Below are 16,056 nucleotides of genomic sequence, written 5' to 3'. Positions count from 1 at the left end.
ATTATGAACACTTTCGAAACATTCTCCCAACTTCATCAACAAACAGAACCATTCCTGCTGGGCAACATCTGGGACGTCAACAGCGCGCATATTTTCGAAGCCGCCGGTTATAAGGCCGTCGGCACTTCGAGCCATGCCCTGGCCACCGCTTTCGGCTACGACGACGGAGAAAACCTGCCCTTTGACATGATCCTCCGCGTAGCCCGCCGTGTCACCGAAACCGTCAAAATCCCTTTGACAGTCGATATCGAAGGCGGGTACGGCGATACCGCTGCGGGAATAGCCGGGCGTATTAAAATGCTATATGATGCGGGCGTAGCTGGGATAAACCTGGAAGATACACTACCCAAGCCCACCCGCCACCTCCGGCCAGCCGACGAATTCAGGCGACTCCTGACTGAAATCGTCGACCAGCTTGAACGGGAGAACATCAAAGTTTTTCTCAACATTCGCACCGATGCATTTCTGCTGGGCTCACCGAACGCGCTTGACGAAACGATCAACCGCATAAATCTCTATGAAAACACAGGCATACACGGAATTTTTGTTCCATGCATCACACTGGCCGAGGACATCCAGGCGGTTACCCACGAAACGATCCTGCCCGTGAATGTGATGTGTATGCCCGCATTGCCCGATTTTAATGCATTGAAATCGCTGAATGTCAAAAGGATCAGCATGGGACCTTTCCTTTTCAACAAGGTAACGGCCCAGACAGGCATTCTGGCAAAAAATGTGGTGGAAGCCCAAAGCTTCGCACCGCTCTTTGCCTAGCATGACATCCATTCACATTTTCAATTAAACCAAACACCAACTGTGCCGGAGTGTAGAAAATATTTTAGCTCCGGCACAAATTTATTCTATGATATTTTTTAGGGAATGGCTAAATGGGTCTTTCTTTTCGGGTTGTTTTAAGTTATATTTGAAGTTTCCCAAATCGAAAGATCCCTGCTGATTTAAGGAAGGGCTTCTTCGGCATCAACACGAATCTTAGCCAACGATATCCTAATGAAAGTTTCTCCCTCAGAGCCGTTTAAAATTGTTTATTCAATTCTTAACCATGAGTATCTGGGGTATATCTTCGAAGCCTTTGTCGTCCAGCTTACCAGCCAGGGCGACTTTTCGTTTCAGGTCCAGAACATTTCCTCAAAAAACATCAAGGAGTTTCGTTCAGGGCTCGATACCAGGGATTTTGAACTCGTCAAGCTGATCGACGACATTCAGCAGGACTCCGTCCTAAAAAAGTACAATCCGAAAAAACTGAACGCGGTAGATTTCTTTCTGAAAGTATATGATCCTCAGAAAGGCGATAAAGCCATTCAGGAAACGATTGCCGGTTACCTCGAAAGCTGTAAATCGCGGATCCTCGAAAGGCTGGCCGGGAAGGACATTTTCATCATGGGTAATGATGGTAACCCGCTGTGGAAACCCGTCACCTGGGAGGAGGAAAAGGCGACGATCCGCTTCCATTTCATCCGGAACGAGGATAATACCCATTATTTCCCGACGATCCGGTTCAAAATGCAGAAGCTGGAATTCCAGTACAAAAATGCTTTCCTGATCTGCGAAGATCCCGCATGGCTCGTGCTTGACGGGCATCTTTACCATTTTGAGGGGAATGTGGACGGCAAGAAGATCAAACCATTTCTCGCGAAGAAATTCATTGCCATTCCGGGGCAGGTCGAGGAGCAATATTACGGTCGCTTCGTAGCGCCGCTCATTGCTTCCTATGACGTGGTAGCGCACGGGTTCGAAATCAGGAATGTGTCGTCCGTGCCCAAAACCATTCTTACGATTTCGGAGTATTCGTCCAATCCGAAGAAATCCGCTGTGCTTTTCCCGGATAACGAGGATGTGGAGGTGTTGGAGGAAGAAGACAATGACGTCGCATTCGAATTGTCGTTCCAGTACGCGGGCTTTTCGTTCCATTACGACAGCTTCGCGCATGCGTCGAGCGTGCACATGGAGAAGAAAGGCAATGAGTACTTTTTCAATAAGGTTAAAAGAAATATCGAAGTCGAAGGCGCGCACGTGCGGACTTTGAAAGATATGGGCTTGAATATCCGTAACGGAAAAGTCCAGATGCCCAAATCGGAAGCATTCGGCTGGTTGCAAAGCAATGCGATTGCGCTGGCCGAGCATGGCATAGCAGTCCGGCAGAATACGGCCGATTCCAAACGCTATTTCCTGGGATATTCGTCGCTGGATATTTCCATACAGGAGGGCCGCGATTGGTTTGATATTCACGCCAAAGTACTTTTCGGCGAGTTTGAAATACCATTCATTCAGCTGCGGAACTACATCCTCCACCGAAAAAAGGAGTTTCTGTTGCCCAACGGCGAAATAGCGGTGATTCCCGAATGGTGGTTTACCAAATACTCCGAATTCTTCTCCTTTACCGAAAGCAGCCACGAAAACGACCAGTTGCGCCTCCGGATGCACCATCTGGCGTTGGTACAGGAACTGAAAGAGGATAATCTGGCGACGGCGGTGATCAGCCGGAAGCTCGAAAACCTGCGCAATTTCCAACATATCGAACCGGCAGAATCTCCGGTGCATTTCCAGGGACTATTACGTCCTTACCAGAAAACAGGCTACGACTGGCTCCGCTTTTTGAAGCAATACCGCTTCGGAGGCTGCCTGGCAGATGATATGGGTTTGGGAAAAACCGTGCAGACGCTCGCATTGCTGCAATCCGAAAAGGAAGGCGGTGCGGATCGCCCGTCGATATTGATCATGCCGACGTCGCTGCTCTATAACTGGCAGTTGGAAGCCAGCAAGTTCACGCCCGACCTCCGCGTGCTCCTGTACACGGGCACAAACCGCGAGAAAGACACCGCGCAGTTCGATAATTACGACCTTATTCTGACCTCCTACGGCATTGTCAGGCTGGATATCGAGCTCATGGAGGACTACCGCTTCAATTACGTGATCCTCGACGAATCGCAGGCCATCAAAAACCCGGGCTCGATCATTACCAAGGCCGTGAGGCGCCTCAACTCGGCGCATAGGCTGGTACTGACCGGTACGCCCATTGAAAACAACACACTGGATTTATGGTCGCAAATGTCATTTGTGAATCCCGGATTGCTGGGCAGCCAGACGTTCTTTCGTGACGAATTCCAGATCCCGATCGAAAAGAAAGGTGATGAGGAAAAGACAAAACGGCTCTACAACCTCATCAAGCCGTTTATATTAAGGAGATTAAAATCGCAGGTGGCCACGGATTTGCCCGAAAAGGTCGAAAGCATTCAATACTGCGACATGTCGGATGAGCAGGAAAAGGCATACGAAGAAGCGAAAGCCTACTACCGCAACCTGATCCTCCAAAGCATCGATTCGGAGGGCATGTCGAAATCACAGTTGGTAGTATTACAAGGCCTCACGAAACTCCGGCAGCTCGCTAACCACCCCGTGATGGTCGACCCGGAATATGCCTATGATTCAGGCAAGTTTGAAGACGTGCTGTACAAGTTGCAGACCGTCATGAGCGAAGACCATAAGATATTGATTTTCAGCCAATACATTAAACACCTTGATCTTTTCCGGCATTACCTGGATGAAAAAGAGATCAGCTACGCCTACCTCGACGGCGCCACGCGCGACCGCCAGGAACAGGTGGAATCTTTCCAGAACGACGAGAACATCAAGATTTTCCTCATTTCCCTGAAAGCCGGTGGCTTAGGCCTTAACCTCACCGCGGCGGACTACGTTTTCATCCTCGACCCGTGGTGGAACCCCGCCATCGAGGCACAGGCAGTGGACCGCGCGCACCGCATCGGCCAGGACCGGACGGTTTTTACTTATAAGTTTATTACCAAAAATTCTGTGGAAGAGAAGATTCTCGCATTGCAGCGCTCGAAGAAGCAGCTGGCCGATGATCTCATTTCGAGTGAAGAAGGTTTTATTAAATCGCTGACGCGGGAGGATGTTTTGAATTTGTTGTCTTAAAACTTTCCCATTATTTCGCTGGGCACAAATGAATGTCACCCTGAGCGAAGTCGAAGGGTATTTGCGTGATGCATTTACCCTTCGACTCCGCTCAGGGTGACAATATCGTTGTACACTCCTGATTATTCTTCAATCACTAGGCTACCGCCGCCGCTTCACGGCTGATCAGCGCTTCACGGTCAGGACCGGTTGAAATAAATGTAATAGGCAGGTTCAATTCGGCTTCGAGGAACTTCACGTAAGCACTCAGCTCTGCCGGGATCGCATCAAAATCACGAACACCATCCAGGGAAGTTTTCCAGCCTTTGAAATCTTTGTAAACCGGCTCAACGGCTTCGTCGCAAAGGTCGTAAGGCACCTGATCAGTCAAAGTACCATCGGCCAGGCGATAATGCGTACAAACTTTGATATTATCGAAAATAGTCAGTACGTCCACTTTCATCATGATCAGCTGGGTTACCCCGTTGATCATGATCGCATATTTCAATGCAGGCAGATCGAGCCAGCCTGTGCGGCGCGGACGGCCGGTGGTAGCACCGAACTCGCGGCCTTCTTTACGGATCTCCTCGCCTACTTCGTCGTTCAATTCGGTAGGGAACGGACCGCTTCCTACACGTGTGCAGTAAGCTTTGAAAATACCAAACACCTCACCGATCTGACGCGGGGCAATGCCTAATCCGGTTGATGCACCGGCCGTCATGGTTGTAGAGCTGGTAACAAACGGGTATGAACCGAAATCGATGTCGAGCAATGAGCCTTGCGCACCTTCTGCAAGTACTGTTTTACCGGCAGTCAATGCGTCGTTAACCACATATTCGCTATTCACCAACGTGAATTGCTTCATAAAATCGATGGCTTCGAAGAATTTTTCTTCGGCTGCCGGCAATGTCTCAGAATAATCGAATGAATAGAAGTCGAGGATTACTTTGTGCGCATCAACGAGTTTCTTGTATTTGGCTGCAAAATTCGGAGAAAGAACGTCTCCTACGCGCAAGCCCAGGCGCGCAACCTTGTCCTGGTAAGCAGGGCCGATACCGCGCAAAGTTGAGCCGATCTTGGAATCACCTTTCGAACGCTCGTAAGCAGCGTCCAGCAGGGCGTGGGTAGGAACGATGATGGAAGCCTTTTTCGATACAAACAAGTTGCTGATCAGGTCCAGGTTATATTTCGCAAGGCCTTCAATCTCTCTTTTGAACACAACCGGGTCGAGCACAACGCCGTTTCCGATGATATTCTGGATATCGCTGCGGAAAATCCCCGACGGGATCTGGTGCAGAACGTGTTTGATACCGTCAAACTCCAATGTGTGTCCGGCATTAGGGCCACCCTGAAAACGGGCTACAACCTGATAGCGTGGCGCCAGGACATCCACAATTTTTCCTTTTCCCTCGTCTCCCCATTGAAGACCAAGTAGTACGTCAACTTTCATTCAAATATTGGATTACTGAAACTTAATATGGTGTAAGTGGCCCGGCAATGGATGCATTACCGGGCCTGATCGTGATAATTATCTGTCTTCGTAAACTGCGGTGGTCTCCCGTGGTGCCTCAGTGCGGTTCTGGCAGTTCTCCTTGTTGCAGTTTCCGTAGAAAATAAGCGAGTGGTGCATGACGCTGAAATTCAGCATCTCTCCTACCATGTTCTGGATCGACTGAATACGCGGATCGCAGAACTCCATTACTTTATGACAATCCGTACAGATCAGGTGATCGTGCTGCTTGTTACCGTACGATTTTTCGAATTGCGCAAGGTTTTTGCCAAACTGATGCTTGGTAACCAGGTCGCAATCCACCAGAACGTCGAGCGTGTTGTAAACCGTTGCACGGCTCACGCGGTAACGCTTGTTTTTCATGCTGATATACAGCTCATCTACATCGAAATGATCCTCCCTGGTGTAAATCTCTTCGAGAATCGCAAAGCGCTCGGGCGTTTTGCGAAGTCCCTTGTTTTCCAGGTAAGCCGTTAATATTTTCTTAGCGGCCTCGAAATTTGGTTTGCTGGCTTGTGGCATATCTCTGATAATCTTGCGCGAAAATACGCTTTTTTACTTAAATCACTCTCACATTCGCAAGCATAGTGCTGCTAACCTCATTAATTACCAATTCAATAACACTGTGGACCGGCAATGGTTCAAAATGGCTACTTGCCGTTGAGGTTGGTATCGAAACGCTGCACATTGTACACACCTTCAACCTCTTCCAGTTTGGCAATCAGGATATCCAGGTGCCTCGTATCCTGCACGTAAAGTTTGATATCCCCATTGAAAACACCATCCTTGGTGTCGATCGTCAGCCCGCGCATATTGATGTGAAGCTCGTTCGAAATGATCCGCGTGACGTCGTTCACCAAACCCACCCGATCGGTACCCGACAGATAGAGCCCTGCGAGGAATGCCTCTTCCTTACCTGACCATTTGGCCTTGATAATGCGGTTGCCGTGCTTCGACATCAGTTCTGCCGCATTCGGGCAGGTGGTGCGGTGTATTTTGATACCTTCATTGATCGTCACAAACCCGAAAACGTCGTCGCCCGCGATCGGGTTACAGCATTGTGCGAGCTTGTAATCGATCTTGTCCATATCGTCGCCAATGAGCAGCGTGTCACTGTCTGCACGGTCGCCGTGGATTTGTTTCAGGTACTTGGTTAATGCCTTTCCGTCGGTGCCGGTCGCTGGCGGCGTGTTGTTGGCGGCACTATTCTCGGACGCCTTCTTCTCTTTCGCATCCCGGTCGCGCTTGAAGCGTTTCAGGTCGTCGATCGGAATGTAGCCCTTGCCGATGCGATAGAAGAAATCGGTCGTGGTTTTGCATTCAAAAAACGCCCGGAGCTGGTTCATTACCTCTGCGGTAGCGTCCATTCCCAGTATTTTCAGTTTTTTCTCAACCAACTGGCGCCCATCGGTTTCGTACCGGCGGTTCTCTTCTTTGAGAAAATCCTTGATCCGAGCCCTTGCCTTGGAAGTGACTACAATGCGCAACCAGTCCTCATTTGGCTTTTGCTTGCTGGAAGTGATGATCTCGATCTGGTCGCCATTGTTCAGCACATAACTGATCGGCACGAGGATCCCCCCTACTTTGGCGGCCATACAATGCGCGCCTACTTCGGAGTGAATATCGAATGCAAAGTCCAGTGCTGTTGAACCGGCCTGTAATACCTTCAACTCGCCTTTGGGGGTAAATACAAATACCTCTTCGTTGAAAAGGTTACTGCGGAATTCGTCCAGAAATTCAATAGCGGCCGTTTTATCCCCGAAGCCGTTCTCCAAAGTCTCACGCACCTGCGTGATCCAGGTTTCGATATTACCCTTTACCTTGGTATCATTTCCTTTGTACTTCCAGTGCGCGGCGTACCCTTTCTCCGCGATCTCGTCCATGCGCGACGTGCGTATCTGAACCTCTACCCATTGCCCGCTCTTGCTCATTACCGTCGAGTGCAGCGACTGGTACCCGTTCGCGCGCGGCGTGCTCAGGAAGTCCTTCAACCTGTCGGGGTTGGGTTTATAATGATCCGTAACGATGGAATAGGCCTGCCAGCAGATTGCTTTTTCGCGATCACTTTCCGGCGGCGATTCGAGCACGATCCGGATCGCAAACAGGTCATATATTTCCTCGAAAGGCTTGTTCTGCTTCCGCATTTTGTTCCAGATCGAATAGATCGACTTTGGACGGCCTTTGAGAATAAAATTCAAACCCGCCGATTCCAGGTCCTGCGCGATAGGCTCCATAAACTTCGAAATGAAGCGGTCACGAATATTTTTCGTCTCGCGCAGCTTTCTGGCAATGGCCCGGTATTCCTGGGGTTCGGTGTATTTGAGATAAAGCTCTTCGAGCTCCGATTTGATGCTGTACAACCCAAGCCGGTGCGCAAGCGGCGCATAAATGAATATCGTCTCGGAAGCGATTTTGAGCTGCTTGTCACGCGGCATGCTGTCGAGCGTACGCATGTTATGCAGGCGATCGGCGAGCTTTACGAGGATTACGCGTACATCGTCCGAGAGCGTGAGCAGCATTTTGCGGAAGTTCTCGGCCTGCTGCGAAGAACCGTATTCAAAACGGCCCGATATTTTTGTCAGCCCGTCGATAATCTTGGCCACCTTTTTACCAAACAGCCGCTCGATGTCGTCGATACCCATATCGGTATCCTCCACCACGTCGTGCAGCAATGCCGCCACGATGCCGGTGGTACCGAGCCCGATTTCTTCGACCACGATTTGGGCCACCGCCAGGGGGTGGTAAATGTATGGTTCTCCCGACCGGCGCCGCATGTCCTTATGCGCATCGACGGAAGTATAAAAGGCTTTTTTGATTAATTTAGCATCATTATCCTTCAAAAAAGGCTTCGCTGTTCTTAAAAGCCTGCGGTATTTTTTGAGGATGTCCTTACGCTCCTGTTCCAGGTCAATGTTGAGGGATTCAACCAGTTGCTCCACTGCTATTTTCTAATTGGTATGCTTCACCAAAATAACAAATTTTAGCGACATTTTTCAATACGCTTTTACCCAAAGATAAAATTTTGAAAATAATTTGCATGTTTTGGAAAAATAGAAATACCTTTGCACTCCCAATTCGACGATCGTGTTGAAAAAAGGGACTAAGTGAGCGGGCGTGGCGGAACTGGTAGACGTGCTAGACTTAGGATCTAGTGCCGCAAGGCGTGGGGGTTCGATTCCCTCCGCCCGTACGAAATACAAGGGAATGACGGGGCGTCAGATTCCTCTTTATCTGGGAAAATGAGTTGCTCCGTAGTATTGAAACCCGTCAAATGCCCTCAGGACTTCGTTTTGAGGGCATTTTTGTTTTTTTCTGTTCAAATGTAACAAAGGTATTTACCAATAGCTTAGCGACACATGGAAGTTTTGTTAGAAAAGAGTTCGCCGACCTTAGCCTCTCTGAAAGTAACGTTGACCAAGGAAGATTATCAGCCAAAAGTTGATAAAACGATCAAGGATTATTCGAAACGCGTGAACCTGAAAGGATTTCGTCCCGGCAAAGTACCATCCCATGTGATCCAACGCATGTATGGTAAGAGCATTCTGGTTGACGAGGTGAACAACATCCTCAGCAATGCAGTTAGCAACTACATCCGCGAGAATAAATTACAGGTAGTAGGTGATCCTGTACCTGATCGCGATAAAGCGGCAGAAGTGAACTGGGATACCCCTAGCTCATTCGAATTCAGCTATGACCTCGGTATTGCTTCCGATTTCGAAGCAAACCTGACTGAACTGCCTGCTGTAAAGCGTTACACGATCAATGTAGACGATAACGAGCTGACGAAAACAATCGACAGTCTCCGCGAGCGTTTCGCCGACAGCATTCACCCGGAAGTAAGCGAAGCAGGAGATATGATCTTCGGTGAGCTGACACAAGGTGAATTCACCACCCGCACGGCTATCCCTACCAAACAGGTTAAAGAGGAGGCTGCTGCGAAGTTCATCGGCGTGAAAAAAGGTGATGTAATCACTTTTGATATCAAAGATACCTTTACCGACGAGTCGGCAATCGCTCACGTAACCGGTAAGAAAAAAGAAGATATCGCTGATCTTTCAGGCGAATATACGCTGACAGTTGAAGACGTAACCCGTTCCGCACCAGCGGCATTGACGCAGGAGTTCTTCGACAAAGTATTGGGACCAGGACAAGTTGAAAGCGAAGAGCAGTTCAACGAGAAGGTTCTTGAAATCATCAAAAGCAATTACGAGCGCGAAACAGAAGCATTGCTCCGTCGCGATATCGAGACTTCATTGCTGGATGCTATCTCCATCGAGTTGCCTGAGGAATTCCTCAAAAACTGGTTGGAGCGCACCAACGAAGGCAAGTTCACCCGCGAGCAAATCGACGAGCAGTTCGGTGATTTCGCGAAATCTTTGAAACTGAGCCTGATCAAAAATAAGATCGCCGACAAGTCGGAAGTAAAAGTAGAATACCCTGAAATCCTTGCGTTCACTCGTGAAATGGTAAAAGGACAATTCGGTATCTACGGTGACGACGAATCGATGCGTGAAACGATCGACCGCGTGGCACAAGGTTACCTTGCCGACAAAGAACGGGATAACTATACGAGCGTGTTCAACCAGGTGTTTGACAACAAAGTTCTTGAGGTAATCCGCGGCCAGGTAAGCACCGACGAGCAGACCGTAGAAGTATCAGAATTCGAAAAACTGGCGAAAGGCGAAGTAGAAGCGGAAGCCTAGTTTTCAGAGATATAAAAAGCATTTTTTTCACCGTCCCGGGTAACCGGGCGGTGTTTTTTTGTTTAAGCCAAATGCATTAAAAACCAATGCGCTGGCGCTCCTCTCCTATCTGCCGGATAATGCCGTCGCCGAACAGCTGCCGGAATTTCAGCTTCCATTGATCCAGCTCATTTTGAAGACGGCGGTTTTCCGCTAATATCCGGGTATTTTCCTGGCGGAGCCATTCCGTTTCCGACATCGACACATCAATGCCCAGCAACTCCGGCAGCGGCACGTCGAGCAGCTTGGCTACATTTTCAAGCCGTGAAACAGAAAGCTCCGTGCGGCCGCGTTCGATATCTCCATAAGCTGTTGTCGACAGCCCAAGCATGTCTGCCATATTTTCCTGCGAAAGGCCTTTTTGCAGCCGTATCTGCCGTATTTTCTCTGATAAATTGGATGTCACGTTCATAATGTCCGGTTATTAAGCGTGGTATAACGTTTTTATGCTGCAATCTAGTCATTGAACAGGGCTGATGACTGTCGCATTTTTCGATAATTTATCGCCGAAATTGACAAGGATTATTCGTTGAAATAGTCAAATTTGTGCCATGCAACCGGGAAACCTGCGGCGATATAAACAGAAACTAAGCTATATTGCTTTTTGTTCTCCAACTCAGTTGCCCTTTAACTATTGATAAATTAAAAATTAATTTTTTCGATGAATTACGGAAATGAATTTAGAAAATATGCCGTTCACCACCTGGGAATGAATGGTCTGACCGTGGACGGTTACATGAACCACTCTGTTGAAAACATGACCCGTTCGGTAATCGAGGAACGCCCGATGAACTTCCGCGAGGTCGACGTATTCTCCCGTCTGATGGCCGACCGCATTATTTTTATGGGCACCGGCGTGGACGACAATATCGCCAACATTATTGTAGCGCAGCTACTCTTCCTCGAATCGGCAGATCCTAAAAAGGACATCCTGATGTATATCAACAGCCCCGGCGGCTCGGTTTACGCCGGTCTGGGTATTTACGACACCATGCAATATGTGCGTCCCGACGTAGCGACCGTGTGTACCAGCCTCGCGGCTTCTATGGGCGCGGTGTTGCTCGCAGGCGGCGCGGCAGGCAAGCGCTCGGCGCTCCCGCACGCTCGTGTGATGATCCACCAGCCATCCGGCGGCGCGCAGGGAACTTCGGTCGATATCGAAATCACCACCCGCGAGATCGTGAAACTCCGTCACGAGCTGTACGAAATCCTGGCGCACCACACCGGTCAGACGCCCGAGCAAATCGGCCTGGATTCTGACCGTGACAAGTGGTTGAAAGCGACAGAAGCGAAAGAATACGGCTTGATCGACGAGGTTCTGACCCGCGAAAAATAAGTTGAATGACCTTTCAAACATCGCTCCGGCAGCCTGGCTGTCGGGGCGTTTTTAGTATATGGCCTAACCTTGATTTGGTAACCCGGTCAAAAAACCGGAAATTTGCATTAAGATAACCTCTAATTGTCAATTGAAAGGAAGATTGAACATTACAGTCGGTCTTCTTGTTACTTTGACTCACACGTTTGTTTACCATGGCTTTTCGGAGCCTGAAACATTCACAAAACTGCTAAAATCGAATCGATGGCACAAGTAAGTTGTTCGTTCTGCGGACGTAAAAAAAGCGAAGTTGATTTGCTTCTATCCGGGATTGACGCTCACATTTGTAACCACTGCATTGCCCAGGGGCATCAGGTAGTTACCGAAGAGCTGGGACCGAAGGAGGATAAGAAAGAGAAGAAATCGAAGCTTCCGAAATTAAAGCCCATTCCCCCCGCTGATATCAAGCATTTCCTCGAACAATATGTAATTGGCCAGGACGAAGCGAAACGCTCGCTGGCGGTGGCGGTATACAACCACTACAAACGTCTGAACCAGGCAAGTACCGAGGACGACGTTGTGATCGAGAAATCCAACATTATTATGGTAGGCGAAACCGGTACCGGTAAAACCTATCTCGCGAAATCCATTGCACGCATTCTGCAAGTACCTTTCTGCGTAGCCGATGCTACGGTGGTTACCGAGGCCGGTTATGTGGGTGAAGACGTTGAAACGATCCTGACCCGCCTGCTCCAAGCTGCGGATTACAATGTGGAAGCGGCAGAACGTGGTATCGTATACATTGACGAGATCGATAAGATCGCCCGCAAGTCCGACAACCCTTCCATTACCCGCGACGTAAGCGGTGAAGGTGTTCAGCAGGCGCTGCTGAAACTGCTCGAAGGCTCGATCGTGAACGTGCCGCCACAAGGAGGCCGCAAGCACCCCGATCAGAAGATGATTTCTTTGAATACCGAAAACATCCTCTTCATCTGCGGCGGTGCATTCGACGGCATCGAGCGCCACATCGGAAAGCGTATCAACACGCGCCCGATCGGCTTCAATGGCGACAACCGCATTATCGAGATATTTGATAAAGGAAACCTGATGCGTTACGTAACGGCTATGGACCTTAAATCATTCGGATTAATCCCTGAATTGATCGGTCGTCTGCCGGTACTCACGCACTTGAATCCGCTGGACCGCGAAACATTACGCCGCATCCTTACCGAGCCGAAAAATGCATTGGTAAAGCAATACAGCAAACTTTTCGCGATGGAAGGCATTACCCTGCATTTCGAAGACGCGGTGCTTGATTACATTGTCGACCAGGCGATGATCTACAAGCTCGGAGCCCGTGGTTTGCGCGCGATTTGCGAATCCATTATGACCGACGCGATGTTCGATCTGCCCTCGCAAAAGGATGTGAAAGAATTCACGCTGTCGCTCGACTACGCAAAAGACAAATTCGAGAAATCTTCGATGGCATTGCTTCGCTCAGTGGCCTAGCAATCATTACATTAGCATATTTACAAGCGCCCTGCCTCTTCCAAAGACGCAGGGCGCTTCTTTTTTCACCCCAATAATCCTACTTTTACACAAAAACACTATATTATTTTCAATGGAAACCTGGCTCATAAATAAATCGATTGTCGTTATCGGAGGAACCACCGGCGCGGGACTTTCCGCGGCACAAGCCTTTGTCCGAAACGGCGCGAATGTGGTGGTAGTGGGGCGCAACCCGGAGAGCTGCCTGATGGCAGAGCTCAACCTGGGAAGCAATGCAAGAGCCAAACAAGGTGACGCTACGCAGCCTCAGACGGCGCTGGACGCTATCCAGCTCTGTATACGCGAATTCGGAAGTTTTGACGCATTGTATCACGCCCCGGAAGAACATGAAGAACCCGCAATGGACGGCCCATTGCATAACCTGGACCTTGAAAGCTGGCGCAAAACGCTGGATCAGAACCTGACCTCGCTCATGCTCTCGAACCAGGCTGCTGTAAGGACTTTCATGGGGATGAACAAAGGGGGTTCGATTCTTAACCTGAGCCCGGAAGTCGCTGGCGTGGAAAGCAACCTCGCAAGCCACGCGGGGGCAACTTCCAAAGCCGCCATGATAGGTTTCTCCAAATCCATTGCGGCGGCCTACGCCGGGCACGATATTCGTATCAATGTAATTTCAACCGATACTTCCATGCCTGCCGACCTCGACGGCGCGGCGGTGTATCTGCTGTCGGATCACGCCCGCTTTACTAACGGGCAGGTGCTCGTGGTCGACGGCGGACGCAGCGTGCTGGAAGAGCAATACTGACGGCCTCCCAAACGGCTGCGCTGTGAAGAAATTGCTATGAACGCAGAGAGAATCGCTTTTTTTCTTTTATTCGCGTAAAATAGTTCACCAGACACCGTACTCCTATGGCTACCGGACCGATTGTAACCCTTACAATAAATCCCGCGCTCGACAAAAGCTCCAATGTGCCGCGCATCGTCCCCGACAACAAACTGCGTTGCGACGCACCCAATTTCGAGGCAGGAGGTGGGGGTATCAACGTCGCGAAGGCCATTCACAGGCTGGGAGGTAATCCGATCGCCATATTCACCGTAGGCGGCCCTACCGGCCAGCGCCTGCATAAACTCGTAAAAAGCGAGGGCGTGGAGACTATGGTGATCGAAACGAAACAATGGACACGTGAAAACTTTCACGTTCTCGAAACCAGTACAGGTTTCCAGTACCGCTTCGGAATGCCCGGCACGGAAATGATGCCGACCGAAGTACGCTCGATCCTCGAAACGATGGAAGAGCTCGACCCGAAACCGTCCTACATTATCGCCAGCGGTAGCCTTCCGCCAGGGGTTCCCTCGGATTTTTACGGACAAATCGCCAAAATAGCACACAACCAGGGCGCCCGGTTTATTGCCGACACTTCCGGCGATGCGCTGCGCTATGCCACCGAGGCAGGTGTATATCTTTTAAAACCCAATATTACCGAGCTTAGCGAGCTGGTGGGCGTCGATAAATTGGAAATGGATGAAGTCGATGACGCGGCTCGCGCGCTGATCATACGCGGGCAATGCGAGATCGTGATCGTATCCATGGGCGCAATGGGCGCAATGCTCGTCACCGAAGACCAGGTGGAGCACATCCCCGCTCCTCCCGTGCAGCCGAAGAGTACCGTTGGGGCTGGCGACAGCATGCTGGCCGGAATTGTATGGACATTGTCGCAAGGCAAATCCTACCGAGAGGCCGTGCGAATGGGCGTCGCCTGCGGTACTGCTGCCACGATGAACTCTGGCAGCGAGCTATTTAGAATGCAAGATGTGAACCGCCTGCTCGACTGGCTCAACCGATACGGAAAACGCTACTCGGCCAGTTGATCAAAACTATGTATGAACAAATAGTAAGAATTCGGATATTTGGTCTTTTTTCAAAAATTAAAAAGATTCGTCATGTCCGAAACACATTCCCGCCGTCAGTTTGCAAAGATTACCGCAGCCACTGCCGCCGCCATTACTTTTAAACCGTTCTACATCCTGCACGCCAAACCGAAGGTGGATGGCGAGGTGATCGGCCATGGTAGCCACCGTTATAAGGTACACCAGGGCTGGGGTAACCTCGACGCGTCCCAGTTTCCTGTCAACAACTGCCACGAAATGGTGCAGGACAGCAAAGGCAGGCTGATTATGGTGGGTGATGAAGTTAAAAACAATATCCTTATCTATGACCGCTCGGGCAAGCTGCTTGAAAGCTGGGGACACGAGTTTCCCGGCGGACACGGGCTTACCTTGTGGAATGCAAACGGAGAAGAGTTCCTGTTTATCAGCGACCCGAACATCGGCAAGGTCTTCAAAACAGATTTGAAAGGGAAAATCCTGCTTACCATCGAACATCCATCGAAAGTAGGTGCCTACAAAGAAGCAGATCCATTCAAACCCACTGAAACGGCGATTGGCCCCGACGGTACCATTTACATTGCCGACGGTTACGGCTCGCAATGGATTTTGAGATACACGCCCAAGGGCGAGTTTATCGACAAGTTCGGTGGCTCGGGCGACGGTGATTCGCAGTTCTCCACCGCCCACGGCATCGCGATCGACTACCGTGATAAAGCGAATCCAACGCTCATCGTCACTTCGCGCGCGCACAATGCGTTCAAGAAATTCACTTTGGATGGGAAATACCTCAGCACCATATTCCTGCCCGGCGCATTCGTTTGCCGCCCGGTTTTCAAAGACGATACGCTTTATGCGGGAGTATGCTGGTCGCGCCTGCGCTACCTGAACCAGACGCCGAATTCGGGCTTCGTAACGATCATTGACAAAGCCAATAAAGTAATTTCAAACCCGGGCGGTACCAAACCGGAATACCGCAACGGCGAGTTGCAACTGATGGTACAGGAAAAACCAATATTCATGCATTGCCACGATGTGTGTGTCGACAACGACCACAACATTTACGTATGTCAGTGGAATGCGAAGAAGACTTATCCGGTGAAACTGGAAAGAGTTTAGGCAAACAGAAGATTTTACGCAAACAAATACCTGATCCGTTGGCTGTG

The 16,056-nt window shown here is 49.9% G+C and carries 12 protein-coding genes and 1 tRNA gene; 9 read left to right on the top strand and 4 right to left on the bottom strand.

Features of this window, described 5'->3' with window-relative positions; all coding sequences use genetic code 11:
• Positions 1–3: 3 nt before the first annotated feature.
• A complete protein-coding gene (locus CLV60_RS22955; RefSeq protein WP_106597731.1) occupies positions 4–774 on the top strand; it encodes an isocitrate lyase/PEP mutase family protein in 771 nt (256 codons plus the stop codon).
• Between the two features lie 234 nt (positions 775–1,008).
• Positions 1,009–3,951 (top strand): DEAD/DEAH box helicase, encoded by a 2,943-nt coding sequence (locus CLV60_RS22950; RefSeq protein WP_106597730.1) that lies wholly within the window; start codon positions 1,009–1,011, stop codon positions 3,949–3,951.
• Positions 3,952–4,087: 136 nt separating this feature from the next.
• On the opposite strand, the gene CLV60_RS22945 is transcribed toward CLV60_RS22950, so the two are convergent.
• From CLV60_RS22945 to CLV60_RS22935, 3 genes are all read right to left on the bottom strand, one after another.
• Positions 4,088–5,380 carry an adenylosuccinate synthase gene (locus CLV60_RS22945; RefSeq protein ID WP_106597729.1) on the bottom strand — a complete coding sequence of 431 codons (1,293 nt, stop codon included), beginning with the start codon at positions 5,378–5,380 and terminating at the stop codon, positions 4,088–4,090.
• Positions 5,381–5,458: 78 nt separating this feature from the next.
• Entirely contained in the window at positions 5,459–5,962 is a 504-nt protein-coding gene (locus tag CLV60_RS22940) for a Fur family transcriptional regulator (RefSeq protein ID WP_106597728.1), read from the bottom strand.
• 128 nt (positions 5,963–6,090) lie between these two features.
• Complete coding sequence (locus CLV60_RS22935) at positions 6,091–8,379, bottom strand: RelA/SpoT family protein (RefSeq protein WP_106597727.1); 2,289 nt, start codon at positions 8,377–8,379, stop codon at positions 6,091–6,093.
• Positions 8,380–8,548: 169 nt separating this feature from the next.
• Here CLV60_RS22935 and CLV60_RS22930 point away from each other — a divergent pair.
• Both CLV60_RS22930 and tig read left to right on the top strand, forming a co-directional pair.
• A tRNA-Leu gene (locus CLV60_RS22930) sits at positions 8,549–8,630 on the top strand.
• A gap of 166 nt (positions 8,631–8,796) precedes the next feature.
• Entirely contained in the window at positions 8,797–10,143 is a 1,347-nt protein-coding gene (gene tig, locus CLV60_RS22925; protein WP_106597726.1) for a trigger factor, read from the top strand.
• Between the two features lie 76 nt (positions 10,144–10,219).
• Here tig and CLV60_RS22920 read toward each other — a convergent pair whose 3' ends face one another.
• Complete coding sequence (locus CLV60_RS22920; RefSeq protein WP_106597725.1) at positions 10,220–10,594, bottom strand: helix-turn-helix domain-containing protein; 375 nt, start codon at positions 10,592–10,594, stop codon at positions 10,220–10,222.
• Positions 10,595–10,843: 249 nt separating this feature from the next.
• On the opposite strand from CLV60_RS22920, the gene CLV60_RS22915 reads away from it, so the two are divergent.
• The 5 genes from CLV60_RS22915 (at position 10,844) to CLV60_RS22895 (ending at position 16,009) form a co-directional block, all read left to right on the top strand.
• On the top strand, positions 10,844–11,518 hold the full coding sequence (locus CLV60_RS22915) for a ClpP family protease (RefSeq protein WP_106597724.1): 675 nt from the start codon (positions 10,844–10,846) through the stop codon (positions 11,516–11,518).
• A 243-nt stretch (positions 11,519–11,761) separates the two neighbouring features.
• Positions 11,762–13,006, top strand: coding sequence for an ATP-dependent Clp protease ATP-binding subunit ClpX (gene clpX / locus CLV60_RS22910; protein WP_106597723.1), 1,245 nt, complete (start codon positions 11,762–11,764; stop codon positions 13,004–13,006).
• Between the two features lie 112 nt (positions 13,007–13,118).
• The gene (locus tag CLV60_RS22905; RefSeq protein WP_106597722.1) at positions 13,119–13,811 is read left to right on the top strand and encodes an SDR family NAD(P)-dependent oxidoreductase; all 693 of its coding nucleotides are present in this window, start codon (positions 13,119–13,121) and stop codon (positions 13,809–13,811) included.
• A 104-nt stretch (positions 13,812–13,915) separates the two neighbouring features.
• On the top strand, positions 13,916–14,875 hold the full coding sequence (locus CLV60_RS22900) for a 1-phosphofructokinase family hexose kinase (protein WP_106597721.1): 960 nt from the start codon (positions 13,916–13,918) through the stop codon (positions 14,873–14,875).
• A gap of 72 nt (positions 14,876–14,947) precedes the next feature.
• Positions 14,948–16,009, top strand: coding sequence for a 6-bladed beta-propeller (locus CLV60_RS22895; RefSeq protein ID WP_106597720.1), 1,062 nt, complete (start codon positions 14,948–14,950; stop codon positions 16,007–16,009).
• The last annotated feature ends 47 nt before the right edge of the window (positions 16,010–16,056 follow it).

The organism is Dyadobacter jiangsuensis (assembly GCF_003014695.1).
Taxonomy (GTDB): domain Bacteria; phylum Bacteroidota; class Bacteroidia; order Cytophagales; family Spirosomataceae; genus Dyadobacter; species Dyadobacter jiangsuensis.
The sequence above is the reverse complement of the archived record's forward strand: the minus strand, read 5'-3'. Positions and strand labels throughout refer to the sequence as shown.

Bases quoted from the DNA above. Each gene is read 5' to 3' on its own strand.
- CLV60_RS22955 (WP_106597731.1), top strand. From the start codon at position 4: ATGAACACTTTCGAAACATTCTCCCAACTTCATCAACAAACAGAACCA.
- CLV60_RS22950 (WP_106597730.1), top strand. From the start codon at position 1,009: ATGAAAGTTTCTCCCTCAGAGCCGTTTAAAATTGTTTATTCAATTCTT.
- CLV60_RS22945 (WP_106597729.1), bottom strand. From the start codon at position 5,380: ATGAAAGTTGACGTACTACTTGGTCTTCAATGGGGAGACGAGGGAAAA.
- CLV60_RS22940 (WP_106597728.1), bottom strand. From the start codon at position 5,962: ATGCCACAAGCCAGCAAACCAAATTTCGAGGCCGCTAAGAAAATATTA.
- tig (WP_106597726.1), top strand. From the start codon at position 8,797: ATGGAAGTTTTGTTAGAAAAGAGTTCGCCGACCTTAGCCTCTCTGAAA.
- CLV60_RS22920 (WP_106597725.1), bottom strand. From the start codon at position 10,594: ATGAACGTGACATCCAATTTATCAGAGAAAATACGGCAGATACGGCTG.
- CLV60_RS22915 (WP_106597724.1), top strand. From the start codon at position 10,844: ATGAATTACGGAAATGAATTTAGAAAATATGCCGTTCACCACCTGGGA.
- clpX (WP_106597723.1), top strand. From the start codon at position 11,762: ATGGCACAAGTAAGTTGTTCGTTCTGCGGACGTAAAAAAAGCGAAGTT.
- CLV60_RS22905 (WP_106597722.1), top strand. From the start codon at position 13,119: ATGGAAACCTGGCTCATAAATAAATCGATTGTCGTTATCGGAGGAACC.
- CLV60_RS22900 (WP_106597721.1), top strand. From the start codon at position 13,916: ATGGCTACCGGACCGATTGTAACCCTTACAATAAATCCCGCGCTCGAC.
- CLV60_RS22895 (WP_106597720.1), top strand. From the start codon at position 14,948: ATGTCCGAAACACATTCCCGCCGTCAGTTTGCAAAGATTACCGCAGCC.